Here is a 26049-nt window from a genome sequence, read left to right on the forward strand (position 1 = left end):
CTGTCGGCGGCGGCCAGGCCGGCCGCGGCAAGGGCCGCGGCGCCGGCGCTCGCGCCGGCCACGGTGATCTTGGTCGGGGTCCAGAAGCGTGTCTCACCTGTGTCGCCGGCGTATGCCTGGGAGTATTGGCGGCCGCGGTCGAACTGGCTTGTGAAGATGGGCATGGTCTGTGTCTTTCGTTCGTGGCTCGGGCGGGTCAGAAGTCGGCGAAGCGTGGGGTGCGGATGGCCTGGCGGGCAGCCCGCAGGTGGTCGGCGATTTCGCCGCGTCGGAGCCGTACGCCCGAGCCGGCGGGGTAGCGGCGCATCACGTCGAGTGTGGCGAGGCGGCGGGCCACCGCGCGCAGCAAGGGCCCCCGGGCGCCTTCCGGGGCCGTGCGGATCTGCTCGCCGATGCGGCGGGCGGTCTCCCAGCGAATGGCGAACATGTTCTCGGTCAGGACGTACCCAAGGACGGGCAGCGAGGAGGTGACCAGCGCGTTCCAGCGGTCCAGGACGAGTGCCCAGCCGCGTTCGGACTGGGCGGTGACCTGCGCCTTGCGCTGTTCGCCCTGGGTACGCGCGGAGTACGCCTGGGAGATGCCCGAGACCGCGAACACGGGGTTGATCAGCGCCGCCGCGCCGAGGGACACCGCCGCCCCGGCGTAGCTGACCTTCGGCAGGGTGTCGGGGTCGAGGTCGATCAGCCGGGACAGCTGCGCGGTGAGCTGCGCGGTCTCGCCGGCCGCACGTTGGACCGGGGACAGGGCCGTGCGCAACCTGGACTCGGTGGCCTTCAGCCAGCCCGGCTCGGCGCCACCGGTGACGGGTGCCAGCAGCAGCCCGTCGCGGTGCCGCAGGAAGGCGGGCAGGATGGCGGTGATCTGGTCGAGGTGTGCTTGCAACTCGCCGAGCCCGATCTGTAGGACGGCCGCGATGTGGGACCGCTCCTGGACGGACGCCGGCAGCGTGACGGGCGTGCCCAGCTCGTCCGCGCCCACGTCGCCGAGCAGCGCCGCGTGCAGCTCGTAGAACGGGCCGAAGACCGTGTAGAGCAGGTAGTCCTCCTCCAGTCCGACCCCGGCGCGTAGCATGTCCGGGATCTGCCGCGGATTCGCGCAGGCGTTGCTCCAGGCCCTGATCTCGGTGTGCAGGGCCTGGAGGAGTTCGGGCTGGCCGATGATGCCATGTTCGGTGCGCTCGGTCACCACGCGCAGCGTCGGACGGATGACGGCGGGATCGCACTCGACGGCGCGAATCCCCTGGTACGGGATCAGGACGTTGACGGCCGAGCCCTTGACTCGCATGCCGTCGGCGGTGAACCCGCACGCGACCGGCCGCCCGTCGGCGAGTTCGGCGGGAAGGACGCCGGAGGTGAGGGTGCGCTCGGCGGCGGCCCGCAGCTCGGCGTTCTGGTGCAGCCGCCGGCCGAACGCCTCCGAGGCGCACTCCACCGTCACGGGGCCGTGCGCCGGATTGAAGATCACGAACCGCTCGGCGGACCCGGCGACCCGCAAGTGGGGGTCGCCGAGGTCGAAGCGGGCGAGCAGCTGCTGGGTGTCCGGCGCCTGGAACTCCAGAGCGGCTGTGCTCAGCACGCAGTCCGCCTTCGACGGCTCGGATTCCTGGGTGAGGCCGCGGATCAGCACCGGCGCCGAGGTGCCCACCGTGCGCGGCCCAGGTGCGGCCGCCCGCAGCGCGGCGAGAAATGCCTGCTGCACCTGGTGCGTCACCAGATGGAGGGTCGCGCCGGTCAGGAAGTGGCCACCGAGTAGGGCACCACCTTGGACCTCCACGGCGGTCGGGCCGACGGGGGCCGCGACGATCCGGTTCACCGGCCACGCCAGCGCGATCGTCCCACGGTTGCGCAGTTGGAGGCGCCCTCCGGCGATCACGACGTACGCCGCCAGCTCCGCGGGCGCCGACTCGGCGGGCGTGTGCGACTCGTACTGAGGGGTGATGGAGACGGCGCACGGACTGATGAAATCGGTCGCCGCGGCGTCACGCATCAGCCGGCCGCGCAGGCCGGTCAGCGCGGCGAGCGCGGGCGCGGAGAGCTCACCCGAGGTGGCCGTGAGCGACCGGCCCTGCGGCAGCCGGACCTCGACGACGAGCCTGGTGCTCTTGTCGACAAGCTCAACCGTGGCGTCGGGGTCGGTCGCCGGGTCCAGCGCGGTGATGACCTGGTTGCCCAGCCCAAGCCCCACGGCGTCGTGCACATACACCGCGGGCCGATCGGTGAGCAGCACCGATCTGCTGCCGGTCCAGGAGAACCCGGTGGACTTCTGCTCGACGAAGCCGTGCTGTCGTGAACTGTCGAAGACAACTCGCCCCTGAACGGCTCCCCAGGTCACCGGCATGCTTGGCTCCCTCCAACGCTGCTCCAGATTGTGACAAGGGCAATCCCGTCCGTACAGGGAAAAGTGCATACTTCCCGCTGACTGGACAGGGCGGTGCCCGCGAGGACACCGCCCTTTGCGCGTTGGACGCGGATGAGCACGGTCCGGGGGGAACGCGAAGCGCGCCCCCCGTTCAGCTCAGGGTTCAGCGAGTGGGGACGGTGTCACGGAAGGACGTGCCGCCGGAGCGCAGGGCGGCGACCCTGCTCACCACGTCGGCGGGCGCGACGACCTCGTTCTTGCTGTGGTAGACCCAGTCCACCTGCTGCCGGTAGCAGCGCTTTCCCGAGCCGCTCTGCAGGTCGATGAACCACTGGTTGAACATGATCCACATCGGCGTCTCGGGGTAGTAGACGCCCCCGTGGTCGGCGACCGGGCTGCCGTCGATGTAGTACTTGATGCGCCCGCCCGATACCTGGACGACCAGGTCGTGCCAGCCGGCGAAGCTCTTCCGGGTGGCCGTCATCGTGTTGACGGCCCGCCACGGGTTGGGGCGGTAGGTCTCCCAGCTGGTGTTGAACATGACCTGGCTGGACTCGCCCCAGCCGCCGTTGGGCAGGTACTCGAAGTCGAGCTCGCCGTAGTCGGGGTCCAGGTCGGCTGCCAGCGGGGTGATGGTGAAGAACGTCTGCACGACGTGCTCACCGTCCGGACCGCTGGTGGGGGCGTCGCTGAAGCGCACCCTGGCCGCGTACGTGCCCTCGCGGAACTTCTGGGAGCGGACCCTCCAGCCGCGCTGGCCCAGGCGCGCGTCGTTCGAGCCGGTGTAGGAGAAGTCGTCGAACAGCACGCCCGCCGACGCGGTCGGGCTGGGGTTGGGAGGGGTGGGCGAGGAAGACGGAGGGGAGGGCGAAGGAGACGGAGGCGTGGGTGAGGGGGACGGAGGGGTGGGTGAGGGAGAAGAGGGTGGTGACGGCTCGGAGCCGCGGGGCGGGCTGCCCCAGGCGAGGGCGCCGTTCACGTGGACGGTGACCTTGTTCCAGTCGGCATAGGTGGTGTGGGAGCCGTAGGAGGGGTCGTCGTTCTGCCTGAAGTTCTGCCAGTCGGCCCGGTAGAAGCGCAGCTGCAGGTCGCCCGTGCTGGCGCCGGGTGCGAGCGTGCCCGTGCTGAAGCCGACCTCCAGCACCTGGCGGCCGCCCGCGAGGGGGAGGAACCGGCCGTTCAGCGTGGAGCAGCGGACCGCGGCCCAGGAGCAGGCGAAGCGGAACCTGTCCCTGCCGGTGATGTAGTAGCGGATCTTGACCTGGTTGAGCGGGATCGCGGCGGTGCCGTCGTTGAAGAGCTTGAACCACGGCTCGGACTGGTCCGTCGCGGCCCCCGGCGCGCTGGTCCGGTACTGTAACCGGACCGCCGGGGCGGTGGCGGCCTGGGCGACGAAGCTGCCCGTGACGAGGGCGAGAGCGGCGCCGACCGCGAGAGTGTATTTCACGACTTGTCTTGACATGGGTGGATCTCCTTACGGGCGTCCCCGAATGCGTGCACGCCGAAGCGAGTGATTCGGGTCCTGTGGGGGTGTGCGGCGCGGACCTTGGGCGTCAGGCGCCGCGGCGGATACGGCCCTCGTGACGCGCCTCAACACCGAGGTCGTACGCGTCACCTTCAGGGACGTTGACGTGCAGGTGGATCAGGGGCGCCTGTCCCGTCGCGAGGAGGTGGCGGCTCCCATGGGGTGCGACGAGCCGGTGGCCGGCATCAGACCGCCCGCCCGGCCGGCGATCTCCGGGCGCCCGCGGGTGGCCCGCGGCGGCCCGGTGAGGCGCTCGACCTGGTGCTCGGGGTCCACGGTCATGGGTCTCTCTCCGTTGGCCGGCGCTCTGGCAGCCGGTGTCCCGCCACCGCCCGCACCGTGAGGTCGAAGGCGCGCTTGGTGCGCTCGTAGGTGCGCTGCGCGACCGAGACGTAGACGACGTCGAGGACGAGCAGCTGGGAGTGGATGGCGGCGAACCCGTCGGACCGGAACGTCGTCTCGCGGCTGGCCGTCGTGAGCACCAGCTCGGCCACCTCGGCCAGCGGTGACCTGGGGTGCGAGGTGATCGCAACGGTGATCGCCCCGTGGCTGCCCGCCTCGGCGAGCACCTCGATGACCTCCCGCGTCCTGCCGCTGTGCGAGATGCCGATGGCCACGTCGCCCTGCCCGAGCAGCGCCGCGTCGGTCAGCGCGCTGTGCGCGTCGGACCTGCTCCAGGTGGGCACCCGCATCCGCTGCAGCCGGTATTCCATCTCGCTGGCGACGGCGGCGCTGCTGGCCACTCCGAACAGCAGCACCCGGCCGGCCCCCGCGACGGCATCGGCGACCTTCTCGACCACGGTGAGGTCGAGTTGGTCGCCGGTCTCCTGGATCAGCCGGATGTCGTTCGAAGACACCACGCGCAGCACCCGGTCAAGAGAGTCGCCGGGCCGGATCTCCTGCCCGATGTCGGTCTGCCAGGTCTCGTGCGCCGCCCGTCCGGTCTCGGCCGCGATCGCGACCCGCAGCCCGGCGTAACCGGTGAAGCCGAGCGCCCGGCAGAAGCGGGTGATCGTCGCGGTGGACGTGCCGCTCCGCTCGGCCAGGTCGACGATCGTCAGCCTGGCCGCCTCGGCAGGGCCGGCGAGGATCGCGTCGGCCACTTTGCGCAGCGCTTCGGGCATCTCATGCCGCTCAGCCCTGATCCGGGGCAGCAGGTGCATGCGGTGAAAATTATGCCCATATCAGGATGATGTCAATCTGTTGCGAGAATAATTCTTGACATGCGGGGCAAGGTGTGAGCTGTTCAGTACAGCCAGCGGAAGGCGTGGGCCACCTCCGCGGTGTCAAGATCGGCGGCCCGAGCGGCGTCCGCCGCGCGCACCGCGAGGAAGGCGCCGGTCAGCTCCTCGCCCAGCGCGGCACGGATGCGCTGACTCGCCAGCAACGCGGCGGCCTGCTCCGCCGCCGTCGCCGGCAGAGGGTGGATGCCGTGCGCGGCGCGACGATCCTCGCTCCACTGGCCGGGATCCTCCTGTACCGGGGCGGGCGGCGTCAGCCCGTCCTCGATCCCGGCGATCCCCGCCGCGAGCACCACGGCCAACGCCAGATACGGGTTCGCCGACGCGTCCGACGGCTTCAGCTCGACATTGGCGTGTGCCGCGCCCAGCAGCGGCGTCGAGGGCACCAGGCGCAGGGACGCCTCCCGGTTCTCGACCCCCCAGAACGTGTACGCGCCCGACCAGAACCCCGGCCGGATCCGCTCCAGCGAACACACGCTCGGGGCGGTGACGGCGACCACCGCCGGCAGGTCACGCAGCAGGCCGGCGAGATAGGCGGAGCCGTCGGCGGTGAGTCCGGAGGGACCGCGTCCACCCGACAGCAGGTTCGCGCCCTTCCTCGACACCGACGTGTGCAGGTGCCAGCCGTTGCCGACCTGGCCCGCGGCCACCAGCGGGGCGAAACTGACCCGCAGCCCGTGCGCGCGGGCGGCGGCGTGGACGGTCTGGCGAGCCAGCAACTGCTGATCGGCGGCGCTCACCGGGTCGGCCGGGGCGATGTTGAACTCGAACTGCCCCGGCCCGTACTCGCCGTGGAACTGGCCGACACGGATTCCGTTGGCGCGCAGGTCACGCAGCAGCTGCTCGGCGAACCCGTCGACCGCCAGCATCTTCGCCGGACCGTACGACGGCCCCTCGAAGACCGGGCGCGGCGCGCCGCCGTCGTCACCGTCTTCGTCGTCACTCTTGCTGAGCTGGAACTCGATCTCGTAACCTGCCCGGAACTCCAGTCCCAGCTCCGCCCCTCGGGCCACCTGGCGCTCCAGCACGCCCCGCTGGTCGTACGGCCACGGCGAACCGTCGGCCTCCACCAGCCGGCCCGGCACCCACCCGAATCCCGGTTGTCCGGCCAACCGCACCGCGCGATCGGAGACCGGCACCAACCGGATGTCACCCGACGGTGTGCTCAGCGGGCCGTGTTCGAACGTGATCCCGTCGTGAGAGTCGAACACCGCGAACAGCGGGGTGACCCCGACACCCCGCTGAACCGCCGCGCCGAACTGATCGACCGGCACGGTCCGCGACCGCGGAATGCCGTTGTTGTCAGCCCACACGATCGTGACTCCGACGACGCCCCGCTTCTCCAGCTCGTCGGCGTCACGCTGAGCCTCTGTGGTGACCTGGCTCTCCAGCATCATCATGTCCCCCAGGAAATTGCGCTGTTCTGCTTGATCATCGGGCACAGCATGACGGGACGATCGCTCAATTGCCAGATCACTTGGTACTCGTTTGCCGCCAATTCCGTGGAGAAGCGGCCGAGGGACGGACCGGGGACGGCGATCTCACGAGCCGGGACGGACAGCTTTTGAGCAGCGATTGATCTGTGAGCTGAACAGTCAACCCTCCTAGCGTCCTGCCCTCGTAAGCAGAAGCCACCTGTGGGGGCAAGGAGTTTTCCGTTGAGAACAAAGAGCGGCGCCGCACTGTCCGGCCTGCTGGCCATCGGCGTGGTGCTGGGGACCGGCGCGTGCGGTGCGAGCAAGACCGAGTCCCCGGGGGCCGCCGGGAGCTGCGACACGAGTAAGGGCACGCTCGTCGTCGGCGTGATCGCTCCCATGTCGGGCAAGTTGTCGGCGATCGGGCTGGGCATCCGCAACTCGGTGCAGCTCGCGGTCGAGCAGGCCAACGAGAAGTGCGCGGTCAAGGGGTACCAGCTCAAGATGGACGCGCAGGACGACGAGGCCAACCCGGACAAGGGCGCGGCGGCGGCTCAGCGCTTCGCGGACGACGCGAACGTCGTCGGCATCGTCGGCTCCTACAACTCCGGCGTGGCCCGCGCTATCCAGCCGAAGATCGCCTCGACCAAGCTGGTGCAGATCTCCCCCGGCAACACCGACCCGGCGCTCACCAGGGGCGCCGAGTACGCCACCGCGCCGAAGCGGCAGCACGAGAACTACTTCCGCGTCGTGGGCACCGATGATCTGCAGGGCCCGTACAACGCGCGCTTCCTGGTGCAGGACGAGGGCAAGAAGCGGATCGCCATCATCACCGACGGCAAGGCGGTCGCGGAGAACATGGCGACCGAGTTCACCAAGGAGATCGAGAAGCTGGGCGCCACGATCGTCGGCCGCGAGAAGGTCAACGAGAACGACAGCGACTTCTCCAGCGTGCTGACCAAGATCAAGTCCCTCAAGCCCGACGCGATCTTCACCGGCTGCGACTACTCCATCAGCGGCCCGCTCGCCAAGCAGGCCAAGGACCTCGGGCTGAACGTGCCCGTGTCGGGCAACGACGGCATCTTCGACCCCCAGTTCATCGCGCTGGGCGGCAGGGAGGGGGACATCGCGGCCTCGGTCGGCGCGCCCATCGACAAGCTGCCCACCGGATCGGCGTTCGTCGAGGCCTACAAGAAGAAGAACTTCCCCGAGGGCTACGGCGGCTTCGGCTCCTTCGCCTTCGACGCGGCCAACGTGATCATCTCCTCGATCGGCAAGGTGACCGCGAGCGCCGCCTGGACGGGCGCGCCCGAGCAGCGCACCGCGCTGGTCAAGGAGGTCCAGGCGTACTCGACCGACCAGGGCGCCAACGGCGTGGTCGGCTTCGACGAGTACGGCGACAGCAAGAACAAGCTGTTCACGGTCTACAAGGTCACCAGCGGTGCCTGGAAGGACGTCAAGAGCGGGCAGTTCGAGGCGAAGTGACCTGTGGCGACCCTGGCCCAGCAGATCGTCAACGGTCTGGTGCTCGGCGCGTTGATCGGACTGATCGCGCTCGGATACACCATGGTCTACGGCATCATCAAGCTGATCAACTTCGCTCATGGTGAGGTGTTCATGGTGGGCGCCTTCGGCGCCCACTTCACCTCCGCGTACCTGCTGCCCGACGCGATGCCCTGGTACGCGGCGCTGCCGGTTCTGTGCGTCGCGGCGGTCGCGGTGTCGGTGACCGTCGCGGTCCTGATGGAACGGCTGGCCTACCGGCCGCTGCGGGACGCGCACAGCCTCGCGCCGCTGATCACCGCGCTCGGCGTGTCCATCCTGCTGCAGGAAGTGGTCCGGGTCTTCTACCCGGGCGCCACCGCGCCACTGCCGTTCCCCCGGGTCTTCGTCGACTCCCAGCTCACCGCGGGGTCGTTGATCGTGCAGTGGACCGGGGTGCTGGCCGTGGCCGTCTCTCCGCTGCTGGCCGCGGCGCTTCACTGGTACGTGGAGCGTTCGCGGCTCGGCAGGGCCATGCGGGCCGTGGCCGAGGACCCGGACACCGCCCGCCTGATGGGGATCGACCTCAATCGGGTGATCTTGGCGACGTTCGTGCTGGGGGCGGTGCTGGCAGGGCTCGGCGCCGTGCTGTACGGCATCCACTACGGCCAGATCGACACCACGATGGGCTTCCAGAACGGCATCTTCGCCTTCACGGCGGCAGTCCTGGGCGGCATCGGCAGCATCCGGGGCGCCATGCTCGGCGCCTTCTGCATCGGCATGGTGAAGTCGCTGGCCGGGCAGTACGCCTGGGGAGGGGCCCAGTACGACTACGTCTGGGTCTTCGTGCTGCTCATCCTGGTGCTGATGTTCCGTCCCCAGGGCTTCCTCGGCCGGCTGGAGAGGGTGCGGGCGTGACACTCGACAGACCCCCGGTGCGGCATCGGAAACCCGCCGCGCCCGAGCTTCCCGGACCCGCCGCCGTGCTGCTGCGACTGCGCGCACCGGCCGCGGCCGTGCTGGTGCTCGCGGGCGCGCTGCTGCCGTGGGCGAGCGTCGTGCTGCCCGGCGGCGCCTACCCCGACCTGGCCACGCTTCAGTTCTTCGACGCCCCGCACCTGGTCACCGGGTTCCGCCTGCACCTGGTCCTGCTGGGCCTGGCCGCCGCGCTCCTTCCACGCGCCCGCAAGCCGGCCGCGATCGGCGTGATCGCCATCGCGCTGGTGCACATGGCGTTCCTCACCGGCCTCGGCGCGCTCTCGATCGGCGGGCCCGTCACGCTGGCCGCGGGCGCACTCCTGCTGTGGGCCGCCCGGGCCGAACCGCCCAGGCCGCGCATGGAACTGAAGACCCCGCCGCCCGCCGTCGCCTGGCTGGTCCTGCTGGTGGCGTTCGCCGCCCTGCTGTGGCTGGTCTCGGCGACGCTGACCGCGGGCGGGCAGAGCAGGGCGACCAATCCATACGGCGGCGCCGAGTTCCTGGCCTTCCTCGGCTTCGGCCTGGCCGTGGCCGGCGTGCTGTCCGCGTACGGGGTCCTGGCCTGGATCTCCGCCATGAGCGAGCGGCACCGGATCTTCAGCATCGCGGTCCTGCTCGGCTGCGCGCTGATGCTGCCGTTCACCCAGGCCGGCACGGGCTACTGGATGACGGTGGCCTCCAGCATCGGCGTCTACGCGGCCACCGCGATCGGGCTCAACATCGTGGTGGGCCTGGCCGGGCTGCTCGACCTCGGCTACGTCGCCTTCCTCGGGATCGGCGCCTTCACCGCGGCGAACCTGGCCCACGCCGTTCCCTTCCCGGTGGCCGCCCTCGCGGGCGCGGTGACGGCCGGCGTCTTCGGCGTGGTGGTCGGCTCGCCCACCCTGCGCGTACGCGGGGACTACCTGGCCATCGTGACGCTCGCGTTCGGTGAGATCTTCTTCCGGGCGGCGCAGAACGACATCGGCGGACTGACCGGCGGCGCCAACTCCATTCCCGGCATCCCGCCGATCAACGTCCTGGGCCTGGCCTTCAACGAGCCCGTCGGCGGGCTTCCGGGCGGGTCCCGCTACTACATGATCTCCGTGCTCATGGTGGCCGGGGCGATGGCCGTCCTGGCCAACCTGAGGCGCAGCCGTACGGGGCGGGCCTGGCTGGCCATCAGGGAGGACGAGGACGTGGCCCGCGCCATGGGCGTGCGGACCGGACGGGCCAAGATCGTGGCCTTCCTGGTGGGCGCCACGCTGGCGGGCCTCGCCGGCGCGGTCTTCGCGCACAAGCTGGGCACGGTCGGGTACGAGAGCTTCGATTTCAGCGAGTCCGTCACCCTGCTGGCCGCGGTGGTCCTCGGTGGCATGGGTACGGTGCCCGGCGCTGTCGTGGGCGCCTCGCTCCTGTTCGTGCTGCCGGAGAAGCTGCGGGAGTTCAGCGACTACCGGCTGATGCTCTTCGGGCTCGCCCTCATCCTGATCATGCGTTTCCGGCCGCAGGGGTTGGTGTCGTCGTCGTGACCTTGATCGCGGAGAACGTCTCCATGGCCTTCGGCGGGCTCGTCGCGCTGGACGACGTGACGCTGACCGTGCCCGACAGAGCGATCATCGGCCTGATCGGCCCCAACGGGGCGGGCAAGACGACGCTGTTCAACTGCCTGACCGGGCTGTACGCCCCCACGTCGGGGCGCGTCCTGCTCGACGGGCGCCCCCTTGAGGCGGATCCGGCCGAGGCCGCCCGCCACGGGGTTGCGCGCACCTTCCAGAACATCCGCCTCTTCTCCGGCATGTCGGCACTGGAGAACGTCCTCGTCGGCAGGCACACCCGCATCAAGCAGGGACTGATGAGCGCCCTGTTCCACGGCCCGGCCTTCCGCAGGAGCGAGGCCGAGGCGGTCGAGCGGGCCCGCGCCGAGCTGGCCTTCGTGGGCCTGGATCCCGCGGGCGACACCCCCGCGCGCAGCCTGTCGTACGGCGACCAGCGGCGCCTGGAGATCGCCAGAGCGCTGGCCGGCGACCCGGCGGTGCTCATGCTGGACGAGCCGACCGCCGGCATGAACGGCTCCGAGACCACCGCCATCCGAACCCTGATCGGCGCCATCCGCGACCGGGGGATCACCGTGGTCGTGATCGAGCACGACACCAAGTTCATCTTCTCCCTCTGTGACCACGTCCACGTGCTGGTGCGTGGACGGATGCTGGTCAGCGGCCCGCCGGAGGCCGTGCGCACCGATCCTCGGGTCATCGAGGCCTACCTGGGGACGACCGAATGCTCGAAGTGAACGGCCTCTCGGTCGCCTACGGCGCGATCGAGGCAGTCAAGGACGTCAGCTTCACCGTCGCCGAAGGGCAGGTCGTCTGCCTGGTCGGCGCCAACGGCGCGGGCAAGAGCACCACGCTCAGGACGGTGTCCGGGCTGTTGCGTCCGCGCCGGGGCGAGATCCTCTTCAGGGGCAGGCCGATTCACCATCTGCCCGCGCACAAGGTGCTGGCCACCGGGATCGCCCACTGCCCCGAGGGGCGCAAGCTGTTCGCCACGATGACCGTCGAGGAGAACCTCCTCCTCGGCGCGTACCTGCGCAGAGACCATGACATCGCCAGGGACGCGGCCCACGTCTACGAGCTCTTCCCCGTCCTCGGGCAGCGGCGGCACCAGAAGGCGGGGCTGTTCTCCGGAGGCGAACAGCAGATGCTGGCGATCGGCAGGGCCATGATGGCCAGGCCGAGCCTGCTCATGTTCGACGAGCCCACCATGGGCCTGTCACCGATCATGATCCAGCGGATCATGGACACCATCGGCGTGCTGCGCGACCAGGGGACGACGATCCTCATGGTCGAGCAGAACGCCCTCGCCGCGCTCGCCCTGTCCGACCACGGCTACGTCATCGACCTCGGCCGCACCACGCTCTCCGGCCCGGGCCGGCAACTGCTCGCGGACCCCCGGGTCCGCGAGGCGTACCTCGGCTAGATGATAGGTCAGTTGGCCGATGACCCCGAGGAGGAAACCAGCGATCCTGAGTGGCGCAAGAGTCGTACCTGGCTGCGGAGGGGCGGTGTCGAGCTGCCGCGCGGCAGCTCGACCGAGGACCCGGACATGTCGAGGACACAACGCCAGTCGGTATTGCAGAAGCGGTCAGCGCAGTGGGGATCCCCCCAGGGGGAGCGGCGTTCGGCGCTGGGTCAGCGTGCGTCGGACCCGCAGCACGACAGCGTGGGGCAGCGCCTGGCGGCCAACCGGGCGCTGAGCTTCGTCGGCCGCGCGGCGGAGTCGTCGATCTTCCGGTCGGCGCTGACGGGGGCGTTGTCGGTGCTGTACGTGCACGGACCCGGCGGCATCGGCAAGTCACGGCTGCTGTGGCACTGGGCCGACGACGCCCGCGAGGCCGACCGCGTGGTGGTGCGGGTCGACGGGGCCACCGTCGGCTCACCGCGACGGCTGGCGGGGCAGGTGACCGGGATGCCGCCCGACGGTCGAGGGGTGCTCCTGGTGGACGACGTGGAGCGGTGCCCGGGCCTTCAGGACTGGCTGGTCAGGCACCTCGTCCCCCGGTTGCCGGTCGGCACGCTGGTGGTGCTGGCCGGGCGCGAGCCGCCGGATCCGGCGTGGCGCGCCGATCCGGTGTGGGAGGGGGTACTGGGGGTGGTCGCCCTGGGCGAGCTCTCCGAACGGGAGGCGGTCGCCCTGCTGGTGGCCCGCGGGGTGCCGGAGCGGATGCGCGAGGCGGTCCTGAGCTTCGCGGGTGGGCATCCGCTGGCGATCTGCCTGGCCGCCGACGCCGTACGCAATGGGCCGTTACGCAGTGGGCCGCTACGCAAGGAGCCCGCACGCGATGAGCCGTGGACGCCGCCCCCGGAGGTGATCGCGACGTTGCTGGCCCGGCTGGTGGGGCAGGTGCCGTCGGCGGCGCACAGAGAGGCCCTGCAGGTGTGCGCGCACACGCGCACGACGGACGAGGGGTTGTTGCGGGCCGTGCTGACCGAGGTGCCCGAGGCGGATGCCACGCGGCTGTTCACGTGGCTGCGTGGCCAGCCGTTCGTGCAGTCGACGAGTTCGGGGCTGGTGCCGTACCAGGTGGCGCGCGACGTGGTGATGGCTGACCTGCGGTGGCGTGACCCCGAGGGGTATCACGCCCTGCACCAGCGCCTGCGCGCCCACCTGATGGAGCGCGTGCGCGCCGCCACCGGCTCCGCCACGCTGCCCGCCGCGCTGAACCTGGGTTACCTGCATCGCCACAGTCGTGTGCCGGCGGAATTCCTCACCTGGCGCGGCGAGGATCTCCAGGACAGATACACCCCGCGGGACCGGCCCGCGCTGCTGCGCCTCGCCGCCCAGGCCGAAGGCGAGCACGCCGCGGCCATCGTGGACTTCTGGCTGGAGCGGCGGCCCGAAGCCTTCTACGTGCACCGGCGCGGCGACGGCGAGCCGGTCGCCTTCATGGCCTGGCTTCGGCTGGCCGAGCCGAACGACGACGAGAACGCGGCCGATCCCGTGGTCGCCGCGGCGTGGGCGCACAGCCAGGCCGTGGCGCCCGTCCGCGCCGGGGAGCACCTGGCCATAGCCCGGTTCATGGTGCATCCCGCCGCCCACCAACGTCCCTCGCCCACCATGTACACGATGTTGATGCGGGTGCTGGCCGGAGTCATCCAGCAGGAGCGGCTGGCCTGGTCGTACCTCCTCTGGGCGGACCCCGGCTTCTGGGAGCCCCTGATGACCCACGCCGACCACCACCTGGCGGCCGAGCCGCGCTTGGCGGACGGCACCCAGGCGCTGTTCGCGCACGACTGGCGGGCGGTACCGCTGAAGTCGTGGCTGGAGCTGCTGGGCTCTTCCGAGCCCGCCGCCCGCCGCCCGGCGGCCCTGGCGAACAAGCTGGTCGTGCTGTCGCGCCCGGATTTCGACCAGGCCGTCCGGGGGGCGCTGCGCGCCTGGCACCGGCCGCGCGAACTGGCGGGCAACCCGCTCATGAGCACCAAGGCGATCATCCGTCGGGTCGGCGACGCCGACCAGGTCGAGTCCCTGCGGCGGATTCTGAGCGAGGCCGTCGACACCCTCGGCCAGGACCCGCGCGACACCAAGCTGCACCGGGTGCTGACCACGACGTTCTTCCGCCGGGTCCCCACCCAGGAGGCAGCCGCCGAGCGGCTCGGAATCCCCTTCAGCACCTACCGCCGGCACCTCGCCCGCGGCCTACGACACGTCTGCGACCTGCTTTGGGAGGGCGAGGTCCACGGTTCCGCCGCCTTGGGCGCGCCGGCGTTTGAAGCCGCCGGATCCCAGCGCGGCGGTCACCCGATCGAGGTAGATCGCCAGAATGACGACGGCGAGCCCGCCCTCGAACCCTGAGCCGATGTCGAGCTGGGTGATGCCCTGGACCACGACGGCGCCCAGCCCCTGGGCGCCGACCATGCCGGCGATGACCACCATCGACAGCGCCATCATGATCACCTGGTTGACGCCCGCCATGATGGACGGCAACGCGAGCGGGAGCTGTACCTCGCGCAGCACCTGTCGTGGCCGCGAACCGAAGGCGACCGCCGCCTCCACGACCTCGGAGTCGACCTGACGGATGCCGAGTTCGGTGAGCCGGACCGCGGGCGGGACGGCGAAGACGGTGGTGGCCACCACGCCGGGGACCACACCGATGCCGAAGAGGAACACCGCGGGGATGAGGTACACGAACACCGGCAGGGTCTGCATGAAGTCGAGCACCGGTCTGGTGATCACGCTCGCCCGGCCGCTGCTCGCCGCCCAGACGCCGAGCGGCACGCCGATGGCGACCGCGATGACCGCCGCGACGATGACGACCGCGAGCGTCTGCATGGTCTGGACCCACAGCTGCATGGACGCCACCAGCAGGAAGGCGAGCACGGTGAACACGACGAGCGGCAGGCGCCTGCCGGCGAACCAGGCGACGGCGGACAGTACGGCGATCAGCAGCAACGGATGCGGGGCCACCAGGATCGCGTAGACGGTGTCGACGAGCCGCGTCAGCGCTGCCGACACGACGTCGAACAGCCCGCCGAGGCGGTCGAGCAGGAACTGGATGCCGCTTTCCACGGCGTCGCCGATGGGGATCCTAGGCATGTCCGACCTTCCTCGGGGCGGCCAGGGCCGCGAGTATCGCGGCCTTCGGAGCGACACCGAGGAGACGCATGTCGTCGTCCACGACGGCGATGGGAACCGTGTGGCGGCCGGCGAGATCGCAGAACTCGACGATGGGCAGGTCGGGCGGCACGGTGTGGCAGTCGCCGACCAGGCAGGAATCGAGGGTGGCGGCGCCGTCGCGGAGGGCTCTGGCGAGGGCTTCGTCGGTGGCCACTCCGAGGACGCGGTCGGCCCCGTCGAGGACGAAGACGCCGTTCATCTCGGCGTTCTCCAGCCGTTGGAGCACGTCACCGGGGCTCTCGTCCGGCCTGGCGGTCACCAGCGGCGTGCGGAGGACGTTCGCGGCGGTGAGGACGCGAGAGCGGTCGACGTCGGCGATGAACTCGCTGACGTACTCGTTGGCCGGCGACGAGATGATCTCGGTGCCGGTGCCGCACTGCACCACGTGGCCGTCGCGCATGACCATGATGCGGTCCCCGATGCGCATCGCCTCGTTGAGGTCGTGGGTGACGAACACGATCGTCCGCTGGTCCGCGGCCTGGAGCTGGAGGAGCAGCTCCTGCATGTCGCGCCGGATGAGCGGGTCGAGAGCGCTGAACGGCTCGTCCATGAGCAGGATCTCGGCGTCGGTGGCGAGCGCCCGGGCGAGCCCGACCCGCTGCTTCATCCCGCCCGAGAGTTCGTGCGGACGGGAGTCCCGCCACCGCTCCAGCCCCACCCGCCGCAGGGCCTGGTCGGCCCGTTCGAGGCGCTCCTTGGCGGGAACCTGGCGGATCTTGAGCCCGTAGGCGGCGTTCTCCCTGATGGTCCGGTGCGGCAGCAGCGCGAAGTGCTGGAAGACCATGTTGATCCTCCGGTTGCGGAGCGGGCGCAGCTCGTCCTGCGACATCGCCGACACGTCGAGGCCGTCGATCCGCAACGATCCATCGGTCGGCTCGACGAGACGGTTCAGCATGCGCAGCACCGTCGACTTGCCCGATCCGGACAGACCCATGATCACAAAGATCTCGCCCGGGGAGACGGAGAGACTCACCCCGTCCGCCGCGAGGAAGCCGCCCGCGTTCCGGACGGCGTCCTCGCGGTCGGCCCGCCGCAGGAGCGGCACCGCCCTGTCCCGCGGGATGCCGTAGACCTTGGTGAGGTTCTCGGCTTCGATCATCACGAACTCCTCCAGGGACTCGCGCGCCTCATGAGCCCAGCCGGGCCAGGACGACCTTCGCGGCCGGTTCGCCGTCCACGTTCGTGACCCCGTTCAGCCAGCCCTCGATCACCTTCGGATGGGACCGCATCCACTCCTTCGCGGCGACCTGCGGCGACTTCTTCTCCTTGTCGAGCGCACGGATCCACCCCGAGGCCATCTCCGCGTCCACGCGGATCTGCGACAGGAAGCGGTGGAGGTTCGGGTCCTGCTCCGTCAAGCCCTTGCGCGTGAGCACCCGGATCTGCCCCGCCCCCGGCCACACCTTCCGCGGGTCCTCGAGGAAGACCAGCTTGTAATCGATCGTCATCCAGTGCGGGCTCCAGCCGAGGAAGGCGATCGGCTGCCGCTTGGCTGCGCGCCGGCCCACCTCCGCCAGCATCGCCTCGGTGCTGCTCGGTACGAGCTCCCAGTCGCCGAGCCCGTACGCGTCGTCCTTGATGGCCTGCTGGATGACCTGGTTCCCCGGCGCGCCCGGCTCGATCCCGTAGATCTTGCGCCCGAAGGCGTCCGCGTGGCGGTCCAGGTCCGCTAGGGATCGCACGCCGTACTTCTCCGCCGCGTACCCGGGCACGGCCGGGGAGTACTGCGTGCCCTCCAGCAGGGTCCCGACGACCTCCACCTTGCCCGCGTCGAGGTGCTGCCCGAACACCGGCTTCTGGCTCGGCCACCAGTTCCCGAGGTAGGCGTCCGCCTGACCGGCCGCGAGCGCCTGGCCCGCCAGCGGCACCGACACCTCCTGCGTGCTCGCGCGGTATCCCAGCAGGGTGAGGACCTCGACGGCGATCTGCGTCTCCACCACCAGGTCGCCCCACGGCTGCTGGACGAATCTCGCGGTGCGTTCGCCGCCGGAGCCGGAGGCGAACCCGGCCGGGCTGGTGCCGCTGCAGGCCACAAGGGTGGTCGCCGTCGTCAGGACGCAGGCGAGCGTCCACAGTTTTCTGGAGAGGGGTCTCATGAGTTCCGTCCCTGTCTCTTGCTGGCCGGGCGATCGGGCTCTCAGGCCCTGTCCACCCAGATCGGCGAGGACCAGGCCATCTCGCCGTCGGTCTGGAAGGCGCGGACGTAGTACCAGCCTGGCGCGGCCGTCTCGTCCGTCCAGTGGAGGCGGTGTTCGTGGCCGCCGAGTGAGGTGAGCCCGCCCACCCCGTGCTGCAGGCGCATCCGGCCGTCGTTGCCGTCCGTCACGGGCACCTCGACGGCGCCCGCGCGCAGTGTGCCCAGTGTCGTTGTGTGCCCGCCTTGCGAGGTCTTGACGGTGACCGTCGCCCCGGCGGGGCCGAGCAGGGTGACTTCGACGCCTCCGCGCTGCGCGCCGTAGGGCTCGCCGAAGCTCTTCGTGCTCGCCTGCCAGGTTATGCGGTCGCGGTCGACCTCGATGATCTCGGGACTCCAGTACGGCGTCCGCAGCACCTCGCCACCGTCGATCGTGAGGGTCCCGCTCCAGTCGGTGGTCACCGAGCTCAGGCCCCACTCGACGCGGACCGGCACCGCGATCCAGTCCCCAGGCAGGCCGAGGTCCGGGAGCACGCTGTGGACGACCTCCCCGTCGCGGACCACGTCCACGCGGGCCAGCTCGCCGTAGCCGCGCACGTACACCGAGAGCTCCACAGGACCGGTGGCCTCGGTCTCACCCCCCATGAACGTGTCGCCGAGACGCACGTCCAGCAGGAGGTCCCGGGTGGTGGCGGCGAACACCCGGCGGGCGTGCAGCGCCTCGAAGATCGAGGACCGGTCCAACCGTTCGGCGTACGCGCCGATGTAGCTGGCGCCGTGCCCGTGGTCGGAGGAGGCGATGAGGCCGAAGCGGTGGCCGCGGCGCAGGCCGTCGAGGACGAACGTGCCGGGCAGCGTGCCGTCGGAGTACTGCCGGAAGCAGCCGTCGTCCTCGTAGTTGCCCCGGCACGCCTGGAAGACCTCGACCAGCCGGAGGTGGTCGGGGTCGTGGTGACTCCAGTCGAACGGCACCATCGCCGATCCGGGGTGATGGGGGATCGTGATCGCCGGGAAGCCGGGGTGTTCCCGCATCTGCCGCCACAGGTCCGTCGGCGTGTCCGATCCCTGGGCGTACGCGGAGAAGATCGGCGCGCCGCGGGGGACGTCGCCGTAGATGACGTTCTGGTGGCCGCTCAGACCGGTCCACTCGAACCCGTACAGCGGCACGAACCGGCCGTCCACGCGGAACAGGTCGGCCACCTTCTGGATCGACCACCACTGGTAGTCGGTGCTGTTCTCGGAGTGGTCCGTGACGGCCCAGAAGTCGTACTCGCACACGTCCCACGAGTAGCGGTAGAAGTCCTCCAGCGACGGCTCGTCACCCGACGTGCACCGGCTGATCAGCGAGTGCCGATGCAGGTCTCCCCAGAACAGCGTGTACTCCTGCCCTGCCACCCGCGTGGCGTACCGCTCGCGATCGGCTCCGAGCCAGGCGCGCGACTCCCGCCGGTCCGCGCTGTGCACGAGCGGGAGGCGGCGATCCGCCCGCGCCGGGCCGGACGACGTCACCGTCGCCGACCGCACCGATCCGGTCCCGTGCATGCCGTGCCAGATCACCTCGCCGTGGTGTTCGAGCAGGAACGGGCACTCACGGCCGCCGAAACCCTCCGTCCAGGCGAGCCCTCGCTCCAGGCGGCCGTCGGTCTGCCACGAGACGAGCGCCCCGCTCGGCAGCGGCGCGATCGCCGGCTCCTCCAGCGTCCCGTCACTGCCGGAGAAGGTCGTGGGCGCGGACCAGCCGTCCGGCCCGAGGCTCTGGGCCGCGACCTCCCAGTAGTAGGTCATCAACGGCAGCCGGCGGTGCACCCGGTAGGCGACGGTGAGCCCCCCGCCGGGGTCGGCGGCCAGCCGGGGCAGTCCGCCGGGAACCACGTCGAGGCCCCGCGCGAGCCCGCCGTCCGCCTCGCGCACCCCGTCGTCGTCCACCCGCACGACCCGGATCGAGGCGGTCACCTCGGGCAGCAGCTCAGGGGGGACGAAGTCGCCGCTCTCGCGCATGCCTTCGATCCGGGGCGTGTCCGGCAGCCGCTCCGCCGGCCGCAGCCGGGTCGGACCGGATCCGCCGTGCCCGTGGATCGTTATCACGTCGAACGCGCACCACACCGTGCCCTCGCTCGTGACCGCCAGGCTCGGATGGAGCGCGTAGTCACTGCCTCCGGTGATGACCCGGACCTGGGAGAGGGCGCCGAGCGGGTCCGCCGTGCGCAGCACGACGCGGTACGCGCCCCCGGCGTACTCCGTCCAGGCGTACGTCGTGCGGCCACCCGGTCCCGAGGCGATGGCCGGATCCCACACGTTGGCCTCGACGCCCTCGCTCACCAGGCGCGTCTCACCCCAGGCGCCGTCACGCCACCGGCGCGAGAAGACGCCGAAGCGGTCGCCGAGGCGTCCCTGCCAGCACACCTCGACGCCGCCGTCCGCGTGGGCCGCGAGCTCCTGATTGAACGACGGGTGCTCGGTCGTGCTCACCCGTTCCTCGCCGCTCCACCGGCCGTCCTCGTACCGGCGGCACCACACCGTGACCTCGCCGCCGTCCGACCGGGCGTAGCACACCCAGGCGCGTCCTTCGGCGTCGAACAGCGCGGTGGGACGGAAGCAGTCGGCGGGCTCCGCCGACAGGACGACCGGCTCGCCGTCCGCGGACGGCCCGTCGAGCAGCATCGCCAGCACCCGATCGCCCGCGTCCGGCTCCCACTCCGTCCAGGCGTGCACCACCCGGCCGTCGCCCGCCGTGGCGACCGACGGCCGGGCAGCGGAGCCCGATGTGCGGACCGGGCGGCCCGCCAGCCGCTGGTGCCCCGCGAGGCGGGGGGCGGTCGCGAGCGCGGTCTCGGCTCGCGAGACGAACTCCGCGATCCGGCCGCCGCCCTCGTCGACCCACATGTACCTCAGCGGGTCGGGATCAAGGAGCGCCTCGACAGGTGAGACGTCATGGCAGTTCTCGATGGCGTCGGCGAGTCTGCGGTTGAAGGCCAGCACACGGTCGAGATCAGCACGCTGCCTCTCGGTGTACTCCCCGCTGTGGTGGTCCACTCCGCAACACCGGCCCATGGCGAATCCCTTCACACGACAGGAGAACCGCGAGTTACCCGGCGGCAGGGGTCTGCGCGCTGTCCGGCGTCGGTGTCTCACGGTTTCCGTCCGGACCCGAAAGTGGGTTCTGTGCGCTGACGCCACGATGTCGCGCCGGAAAAGCGAACGTCAACGCAACCCCGCGGCGGATCTAGACCGTTCTTCGTTGCCCGGCATAGGCGCCGTCTATGGCAGGGCCTCCACCTGCCGTGGACGGCTGCGGAAGGTGTCCGCGAACTCGACGAAAGCCCGCCCCGCCGGCGACAGCGGCTCCGAGCGCCAGAGCAGACGGACCCGGCGCGTCACCGGAGGGTCGATGCGGAACATCCGCGCCCCTTGCCGCGCGGCGTCGTCCGCCATGGGGAGAGGGAGCAGCGCGCCGCCGGCGCCGGCCAGCACGAGCGGCACGATGGCGGCCCGGTGTGTCGTCTCCACGGCGATGCGCAGCGGGACGCCCGCGCCGGCGAGCGCCTGCTCCGTCATCATCCTCGTCGTCGTCCCCTGCGGCGTGGTGACGAGGTCGAGCGAGGCGACCTCGCTGATCGTCAGCCTCCGCCGTCTCGGCGCCTGCGCGTCCGGCGGGAGCACGGCGAGCATCTCCTGCTCGGGCAGTTCCAGGGTCCGCAGCCCGGGGGCGGGCACGGAGAAGTCGGCGAGCCCGAATTCGTACTGGCCGGAGCGGACCATGTCGGCGACCTCGATCGCCTGCTCGGGGTCGGCTATCCGGATGTCGATCCCCGGATACAGGCCGCGGAACTCCCCGACCATGCGAGCCAGCGGGTCAACCGCGAGAGTCGTCAGGGCGACGATGTCCAACCGGCCGCTCCGCAGCCCTCGAACCCACTGAACGGATCTGCGCGCCGTCGCGAAGTCGGACACTATCTGCCGGGCCGGTTCGAGCAGCGCCTCGCCCGCCGAGGTGAGGCGCACTCCCCGCCCGAGACGATTGAACAGCTCCACCCCCAGCTCGCGCTCCAACGCCCCGATGGCGTGCGACAGCGACGGCTGCGTGATGTTGAGGGCGTGCGCCGCGCTCGTGAAGCTGCCATGCGCCGCCACCGCCAGGAAGTACTCGATCTGCCGTCGCTCCATGCACGCCTCCTCCACCTATCCTGCTCCCGGCGCCGGCCACCCGGTCGGCCAGGGCGGCGGGGCGGAGGCTTATGATCACAGCATGATCGCCGTCCCCCGGCTGCTGGCCATCAGCGACCTGCACGTGCGCCATGCGGAGAACCGCGCGTACGTCGAGACGCTCCACCCGGAGGCGGAGGGCGACTGGCTGCTGGTCGCGGGAGACGTCGGCGAGCTGACGAGCGACATCGAATGGGCGCTGGGGCTGCTGAGCGACCGGTTCGCCACCGTGGTCTGGGCGCCGGGCAACCACGAGCTGTGGTCGCCGCGCGAGGACCCGGTCCAGCTGCGCGGCGCCGCGCGCTACCGGCACCTGGTCGAACTCTGCCGGAGCCTGGGGGTGATCACGCCGGAGGATCCCTACCCCGTCTGGCGCGGCGAGGGCGGGCCGGTGACCGTGGCGCCGCTGTTCCTGCTGTACGACTACACCTTCCGCCCGGCCGGCACCGCGACCAAGGAGGAGGCGCTGGCCCGGGCGTACGAGACGGGTGTGGTGTGCACCGACGAGATCCTGCTGCGCCCCGACCCGCACCCGGGCATCGACGCGTGGTGCGCGGAGCGGGTCGCCGAGACCGAGCGCAGGCTCGACGGGCTCGACCCCGCGCTCCCGGTCGTGTTCGTCAACCACTATCCGCTGGTGCGCGAGCCCACCAGGATCCTGAGATATCCGGAGTTCGCGCTGTGGTGCGGGACGGAGCGCACCGCCGACTGGCACCTGAGATACCGCACCGCCGCCGTCGTCTACGGCCACCTGCACATCCCGCGCAGCACCCGCCACGACGGCGTGCCGTTCGAGGAGGTCTCGGTCGGCTACCCGCGAGAGTGGAAGGCGCGCGGCACCGGTCTCCCACCGCGCCCCCGGGTGATCCTCCCCTCCCGCGACGAGGCCGTGCCGGCCCCGGGGGCGTCGCGATGATCGAGGAGATCCTGCCCGACACGGTGGTGGCCGTCGAGGCGTTCGAGAACGCGGTCGATCCGATGCTGTTCCCCGAGGAGGAGGCGCTGATCGCCCGGGCGGTGCGCAAGCGGCGCGACGAGTTCGCGACCGTGCGCGCGTGCGCCAGGGCGGCGCTGGCCAAGCTCGGGCTGCCGGCCGTGCCGATCCTGCCGGGGGAGCGCGGCGCGCCCACCTGGCCGGACGGCGTGGTGGGCAGCATGAGCCACTGCGATGGCTACCGGGTGTGCGCGGTGGCCCCGAGCGCGGACGTGATGACGGTCGGGGTGGACGCCGAGCCGAACGCCGCCGTTCCCGACGGCGTCCTGGGAGCCGTGTCCGACCCCGCCGAGCGGGCCTGGATCGCCGAACTGACGGCCGCCCGGCCGGAGGTGTCCTGGGACCGGCTGCTGTTCTGCGCGAAGGAGGCCGTCTACAAGGCGTGGTTCCCGCTGACGAGGCGGTGGCTGGACTTCTCCGAGGCCACGGTGACGGTGGATCCGCGGGCGCGCACGTTCACCGCCCGGCTGCTGCTCGAGGGCCACACCCCCGAGGGGCGGCCGATCACCGGCTTCGAGGGGCGCTGGCTGGCCAGCCGGGACCTCCTGGTGACCGCCATCGCGGTGCCGCGGGAAGGCCGTCACCAGCGCTAGACGATCCCGGATCGCCCCGTAAGCCGGGTCCGTGCGCGAGGGAGCGGGTAGGCTCCGGAGCGCCCCACGGCTCGTAACCAGGCATCGCGTCGCCCATGGCGGACGGCCGGGATGGAGGGCGCCAGGTGCACACGTCTCACTGGCCACGCGGAACGTTCATGGCGAGCCTCGACGAGGAGACGCGAGCACAACTGCTCGCCATCGGAGAGGGGCGCGACTACGCGCCGGGTGAGATCCTCATCCGCCAGGGTGACGACCGGTGGCAGGAGGTCTTCCTGCTGACGGCGACGCGCAGGAGCGGATCGGCGTGCGCCAAGGTGACCGCCGCTCTGGAGGACGGCACGCAAGCCGTGCTCGGCATCAGGGTGTGCGGCGATCTCGTGGGCGAGATGGGGTTGGTGCGTCGGATGGCCCGGTCGGCGACGGTGACGGCCCGCCGCCCCGTTGCGGGCCTACCGGATCGGCGAAAGGCCGCTGCGCCGGCTTCGACGTGCCCGGCCGCCTGCTGCTGGATCGCTCAGGCAAGCCGGGCAGAGGACCTCGGCTCAGTGCGTGGTGGTCTCGGGCTGTGCTGTCGGGTCGAGTACGCGGCGCAGGAAGGTGCGGGTGCGTTCGTGCTGCGGGTCGCCGATCACCCTGGCGGCGGCGTCCTCCTCCACGATCACGCCGCCGTCCATGAACACGACCCGGTCCGCGACGTCTCTGGCGAAGGCCATCTCGTGGGTGACCACCAGCATGGTCATGCCCTCCGCGGCCAGCCGGCGCATGACGGTGAGCACGTCGCCGACGAGCTCGGGGTCGAGGGCCGACGTCGGCTCGTCGAAGAGCATCAGCGAGGGGCTCATCGCCAGCGCCCGTGCGATCGCCACGCGCTGTTGCTGGCCGCCGGAGAGCTGTGCGGGGTAGGAGTCGCATTTCATGCCGACGCCGACCTTGTCCAGGTTCTGCCTGGCGATCTGTTCGGCCTCGGCCCTGCTCCGGTTGAGCACGCGGCGCTGGGCGATGATCACGTTCTGCAGTACGGTCATGTGCGGGAACAGGTTGAACTGCTGGAAGACCATGCCGACCCGGCGGCGCGCGGCGTCGATGTCGACGTCGCGGTGGGTCAGTTCCACGCCTTGTACGATCACCTTCCCCGCGCTCGGCTGTTCCAGCAGGTTGACGCAGCGCAGCAGGGTGGACTTGCCCGAGCCGGAGGGGCCGATGACGCAGACGACCTGTCCGGCCTCGACGGTGAGGTCGATGCCCTTGAGCACCTCGTGCTGCCCGTAGGCCTTGTGCAGGTCACGGATCTCCACAACGGGGGCCATCGAGGTCACCGCCCCTTCTCTTGACGCTTTTCCAGCCGGACCGCGAGGTAGCCCAGCGGGATGGTGACGAGCAGGTAGGTCACGCCGACGACCAGGATGGGGGTGGCGTTGGCGTGCTGGGAGGCCAGGTCGTTGCCGTACTTGGTGAGCTCGACGTACTCGCCGGACACGCCGAGGAACAGCACCAGTGAGGAGTCCTTGAGCAGCGACACGAACTGGTTGGTGGTCGGCGGGATCACGATCCGGATGGCCTGCGGGATGATGATCGTGACCATCGAGCGGGCGTGTGACATGCCCAGGGAGCGGGCGGCCTCCATCTGGCCCCGGGGCACCGCCTGCAGCCCGGCGCGCAGCGTCTCGGCCATGTAGGCGGCGGCGACCAGCGCCAGCCCCAGGACCCCCTGGCCGTAGGTGCCGCCGGGCACCTCCAGGCCGGGCAGGGCGAGCGGCAGGAACAGGATCAGCAGGAAGATCAGCAGTGCGGGCAGGCCACGGAAGATCTCGATGTAGGCGATCGCGAGCCACCGGTAGGCACGCACCGTCGACAGCCTCATCAGCGCGAGCAGCAGGCCGGACAGGAAGCCGAACAGGAAGCCGCCCAGGGTGTAGATCATCGTGTTGGCCAGCGCGACCGTGAACAGCGCGGGCAGCGCCTGCTGGGCGACGTCGGGCTTGGCGAAGTTCTGCGCCAGACCCTCCCAGTCCGCCAGCAGCACGACCGCGGCCAGGGCGGTCAGCAGGATGAGGTACTGGAGGAGGCGGCTGACCTGCTGGCGCCGGCGGGGACTGAACCGGGCGGCGCCGGCAGTCGTCGGGGCGGGAGCGTTGGGTTCGGTCGTCGTTGACTGGTCGGTCATCGATCAGCCCAGCTCGCCGGGCTTCTTGCCGAACCACTTGGTGAAGATCTGCTCATAGGTGCCGTCGGCCTTGGCGGTGGCGATCGTCTCGTTGATGGTCTTGAGCAGGACCGGGTCGGCGCCCTTCTTCAGGCCGATGCCGTACTGCTCGCCGGTGTCGAGGCCGGCGATCAGCTCGAACCTGGCCGCGATCTCCGGTTTCTTCAGCCAGGTGAGCACCACGGGCAGGTCCTGGACGATCACGTCGGCCTGGCCGGACTGCAGGCCGAGAAGCTGCTTGGCCGAGTCGGCGTACTCGGTGGGGTCGAAGCCGTGCTTCTTGACGTGGTCGAGGCCGGTCGTGGACGCCTGCGCGCCCAGCTTGAGACCCTTGGCCCGCACGTCCGCGAGTGATGTGGCGCCGGTGCCCTTCCTGGCCAGCAGGGCCTGGGTGGCGTCGAAGTAGGGGACGGAGAAGTCGATGTTCTGCTGCCGCTCGGGCGTGATGGTCATGCCCGCGGCGGCGACGTCGCACTTGCCGGCGGCCATCGCCGCGCCGCTCTTGATCACCGCGAAGTCGATGTCGACGATCTCCTGCCTCACGCCGAGCTTCTTGGCCGCCAGGTCGACGATGTCCACGTCGAAGCCGACGACCTTGGCGCCCTGCTTGAACTGGAAGGGCTCGTACGCCAGGTTCGTGCAGGTCGTCAGCTTGCCAGGCTTGACCAGCCTGACTCCGCCGGCCGCCTGCGCGGAGGCGGCCGGGCCGCCGGTCCCTGGGGCGGCGGAGGTGCCGGTGCCGCCACACGCCGCCAGAGCCAGC

20 protein-coding genes and 1 pseudogene are annotated in these 26049 nt (G+C 70.9%); 8 read left to right on the top strand and 13 right to left on the bottom strand.

All coding sequences use genetic code 11. The features are described 5' to 3' along the window. Window positions 1-196 precede the first annotated feature (196 nt). From DQW85_RS05165 to DQW85_RS05180, 5 genes are all read right to left on the bottom strand, one after another. Window positions 197-2338 carry a hypothetical protein gene (locus DQW85_RS05165; RefSeq protein ID WP_113699273.1) on the bottom strand — a complete coding sequence of 714 codons (2142 nt, stop codon included), beginning with the start codon at window positions 2336-2338 and terminating at the stop codon, window positions 197-199. Window positions 2339-2522: 184 nt separating this feature from the next. Next, the gene (locus tag DQW85_RS05170) at window positions 2523-3821 is read right to left on the bottom strand and encodes a cellulose binding domain-containing protein (RefSeq protein ID WP_113699274.1); all 1299 of its coding nucleotides are present in this window, start codon (window positions 3819-3821) and stop codon (window positions 2523-2525) included. A gap of 180 nt (window positions 3822-4001) precedes the next feature. Beyond that, complete coding sequence (locus tag DQW85_RS44170; protein ID WP_162794742.1) at window positions 4002-4166, bottom strand: hypothetical protein; 165 nt, start codon at window positions 4164-4166, stop codon at window positions 4002-4004. Continuing rightward, window positions 4163-5047, bottom strand: coding sequence for a MurR/RpiR family transcriptional regulator (locus tag DQW85_RS05175; RefSeq protein WP_113699275.1), 885 nt, complete (start codon window positions 5045-5047; stop codon window positions 4163-4165). Before DQW85_RS05175 ends, DQW85_RS44170 begins: the two co-directional genes overlap by 4 nt. Before the next feature lie 83 nt (window positions 5048-5130). Beyond that, window positions 5131-6525, bottom strand: coding sequence for a type I glutamate--ammonia ligase (locus tag DQW85_RS05180; RefSeq protein ID WP_205314889.1), 1395 nt, complete (start codon window positions 6523-6525; stop codon window positions 5131-5133). Between the two features lie 258 nt (window positions 6526-6783). On the opposite strand from DQW85_RS05180, the gene DQW85_RS05185 reads away from it, so the two are divergent. Genes DQW85_RS05185 through DQW85_RS05205 form a run of 5 tightly spaced genes read left to right on the top strand, consistent with a single transcriptional unit; the run spans window position 6784 to window position 11958 of the window. Beyond that, window positions 6784-8025: a branched-chain amino acid ABC transporter substrate-binding protein gene (locus DQW85_RS05185; protein WP_113699276.1), complete on the top strand. Its 1242-nt coding sequence runs from the start codon at window positions 6784-6786 to the stop codon at window positions 8023-8025. 3 nt (window positions 8026-8028) lie between these two features. Beyond that, complete coding sequence (locus DQW85_RS05190; RefSeq protein ID WP_113699277.1) at window positions 8029-8940, top strand: branched-chain amino acid ABC transporter permease; 912 nt, start codon at window positions 8029-8031, stop codon at window positions 8938-8940. Next, the gene (locus tag DQW85_RS05195; RefSeq protein WP_162794743.1) at window positions 8937-10511 is read left to right on the top strand and encodes a branched-chain amino acid ABC transporter permease; all 1575 of its coding nucleotides are present in this window, start codon (window positions 8937-8939) and stop codon (window positions 10509-10511) included. The genes DQW85_RS05190 and DQW85_RS05195 overlap by 4 nt, the downstream gene beginning before the upstream one ends. Next, window positions 10508-11272, top strand: a complete 765-nt coding sequence (locus DQW85_RS05200) for an ABC transporter ATP-binding protein (RefSeq protein WP_205314890.1) — start codon at window positions 10508-10510, stop codon at window positions 11270-11272. Before DQW85_RS05195 ends, DQW85_RS05200 begins: the two co-directional genes overlap by 4 nt. After that, window positions 11260-11958, top strand: a complete 699-nt coding sequence (locus DQW85_RS05205; protein ID WP_113699279.1) for an ABC transporter ATP-binding protein — start codon at window positions 11260-11262, stop codon at window positions 11956-11958. The genes DQW85_RS05200 and DQW85_RS05205 overlap by 13 nt, the downstream gene beginning before the upstream one ends. A gap of 2220 nt (window positions 11959-14178) precedes the next feature. Here DQW85_RS05205 and DQW85_RS05210 read toward each other — a convergent pair. The 5 genes from DQW85_RS05210 to DQW85_RS05230 all read right to left on the bottom strand — a co-directional run bounded on the left by DQW85_RS05210 (window position 14179) and on the right by DQW85_RS05230 (window position 21454). After that, complete coding sequence (locus tag DQW85_RS05210) at window positions 14179-15075, bottom strand: ABC transporter permease subunit (RefSeq protein ID WP_113699280.1); 897 nt, start codon at window positions 15073-15075, stop codon at window positions 14179-14181. Next, entirely contained in the window at window positions 15068-16255 is a 1188-nt protein-coding gene (locus tag DQW85_RS05215) for a quaternary amine ABC transporter ATP-binding protein (RefSeq protein WP_113699281.1), read from the bottom strand. The genes DQW85_RS05210 and DQW85_RS05215 overlap by 8 nt, the downstream gene beginning before the upstream one ends. Window positions 16256-16283: 28 nt before the next feature. After that, on the bottom strand, window positions 16284-17252 hold the full coding sequence (locus DQW85_RS05220) for a glycine betaine ABC transporter substrate-binding protein (protein ID WP_113699282.1): 969 nt from the start codon (window positions 17250-17252) through the stop codon (window positions 16284-16286). A 41-nt stretch (window positions 17253-17293) separates the two neighbouring features. Beyond that, entirely contained in the window at window positions 17294-20341 is a 3048-nt protein-coding gene (locus DQW85_RS05225) for a DUF3604 domain-containing protein (RefSeq protein WP_162794744.1), read from the bottom strand. 207 nt (window positions 20342-20548) lie between these two features. Beyond that, window positions 20549-21454, bottom strand: a complete 906-nt coding sequence (locus DQW85_RS05230) for a LysR family transcriptional regulator (RefSeq protein ID WP_113699284.1) — start codon at window positions 21452-21454, stop codon at window positions 20549-20551. A gap of 82 nt (window positions 21455-21536) precedes the next feature. On the opposite strand from DQW85_RS05230, the gene DQW85_RS05235 reads away from it, so the two are divergent. The 3 genes and pseudogenes from DQW85_RS05235 to DQW85_RS05245 all read left to right on the top strand — a co-directional run. Then, window positions 21537-22409, top strand: a complete 873-nt coding sequence (locus DQW85_RS05235) for a metallophosphoesterase family protein (RefSeq protein ID WP_205314891.1) — start codon at window positions 21537-21539, stop codon at window positions 22407-22409. After that, entirely contained in the window at window positions 22406-23080 is a 675-nt protein-coding gene (locus DQW85_RS05240) for a 4'-phosphopantetheinyl transferase family protein (RefSeq protein WP_113699286.1), read from the top strand. Before DQW85_RS05235 ends, DQW85_RS05240 begins: the two co-directional genes overlap by 4 nt. Before the next feature lie 158 nt (window positions 23081-23238). After that, a pseudogene (locus tag DQW85_RS05245) lies at window positions 23239-23514 on the top strand (cyclic nucleotide-binding domain-containing protein); the annotation flags it as partial. 111 nt (window positions 23515-23625) lie between these two features. On the opposite strand, the gene DQW85_RS05250 reads toward DQW85_RS05245, so the two are convergent. Genes DQW85_RS05250 through DQW85_RS05260 form a run of 3 tightly spaced genes read right to left on the bottom strand, consistent with a single transcriptional unit; the run spans window position 23626 to window position 26048 of the window. Further along, entirely contained in the window at window positions 23626-24390 is a 765-nt protein-coding gene (locus tag DQW85_RS05250) for an amino acid ABC transporter ATP-binding protein (protein WP_113699291.1), read from the bottom strand. Window positions 24391-24395: 5 nt separating this feature from the next. After that, a complete protein-coding gene (locus tag DQW85_RS05255; RefSeq protein ID WP_113699287.1) occupies window positions 24396-25247 on the bottom strand; it encodes an amino acid ABC transporter permease in 852 nt (283 codons plus the stop codon). A 3-nt stretch (window positions 25248-25250) separates the two neighbouring features. Then, window positions 25251-26048 (bottom strand): ABC transporter substrate-binding protein, encoded by a 798-nt coding sequence (locus DQW85_RS05260; RefSeq protein WP_420819147.1) that lies wholly within the window; start codon window positions 26046-26048, stop codon window positions 25251-25253. Between the last annotated feature and the right edge of the window lies 1 nt (window position 26049).

This window comes from Nonomuraea lactucae (assembly GCF_003313395.1).
Taxonomy (GTDB): domain Bacteria; phylum Actinomycetota; class Actinomycetes; order Streptosporangiales; family Streptosporangiaceae; genus Nonomuraea; species Nonomuraea lactucae.

What these genes read in the sequence shown, in the direction of transcription:
- DQW85_RS05165 (WP_113699273.1), bottom strand. Translation starts at nt 2,338, where the DNA reads ATGCCGGTGACCTGGGGAGCCGTTCAGGGGCGAGTTGTCTTCGACAGT.
- DQW85_RS05170 (WP_113699274.1), bottom strand. Translation starts at nt 3,821, where the DNA reads ATGTCAAGACAAGTCGTGAAATACACTCTCGCGGTCGGCGCCGCTCTC.
- DQW85_RS44170 (WP_162794742.1), bottom strand. Translation starts at nt 4,166, where the DNA reads ATGACCGTGGACCCCGAGCACCAGGTCGAGCGCCTCACCGGGCCGCCG.
- DQW85_RS05175 (WP_113699275.1), bottom strand. Translation starts at nt 5,047, where the DNA reads ATGCACCTGCTGCCCCGGATCAGGGCTGAGCGGCATGAGATGCCCGAA.
- DQW85_RS05180 (WP_205314889.1), bottom strand. Translation starts at nt 6,525, where the DNA reads ATGATGATGCTGGAGAGCCAGGTCACCACAGAGGCTCAGCGTGACGCC.
- DQW85_RS05205 (WP_113699279.1), top strand. Translation starts at nt 11,260, where the DNA reads ATGCTCGAAGTGAACGGCCTCTCGGTCGCCTACGGCGCGATCGAGGCA.
- DQW85_RS05210 (WP_113699280.1), bottom strand. Translation starts at nt 15,075, where the DNA reads ATGCCTAGGATCCCCATCGGCGACGCCGTGGAAAGCGGCATCCAGTTC.
- DQW85_RS05215 (WP_113699281.1), bottom strand. Translation starts at nt 16,255, where the DNA reads ATGATCGAAGCCGAGAACCTCACCAAGGTCTACGGCATCCCGCGGGAC.
- DQW85_RS05220 (WP_113699282.1), bottom strand. Translation starts at nt 17,252, where the DNA reads ATGAGACCCCTCTCCAGAAAACTGTGGACGCTCGCCTGCGTCCTGACG.
- DQW85_RS05225 (WP_162794744.1), bottom strand. Translation starts at nt 20,341, where the DNA reads ATGGGCCGGTGTTGCGGAGTGGACCACCACAGCGGGGAGTACACCGAG.
- DQW85_RS05230 (WP_113699284.1), bottom strand. Translation starts at nt 21,454, where the DNA reads ATGGAGCGACGGCAGATCGAGTACTTCCTGGCGGTGGCGGCGCATGGC.
- DQW85_RS05235 (WP_205314891.1), top strand. Translation starts at nt 21,537, where the DNA reads ATGATCGCCGTCCCCCGGCTGCTGGCCATCAGCGACCTGCACGTGCGC.
- DQW85_RS05240 (WP_113699286.1), top strand. Translation starts at nt 22,406, where the DNA reads ATGATCGAGGAGATCCTGCCCGACACGGTGGTGGCCGTCGAGGCGTTC.
- DQW85_RS05250 (WP_113699291.1), bottom strand. Translation starts at nt 24,390, where the DNA reads ATGGCCCCCGTTGTGGAGATCCGTGACCTGCACAAGGCCTACGGGCAG.
- DQW85_RS05255 (WP_113699287.1), bottom strand. Translation starts at nt 25,247, where the DNA reads ATGACCGACCAGTCAACGACGACCGAACCCAACGCTCCCGCCCCGACG.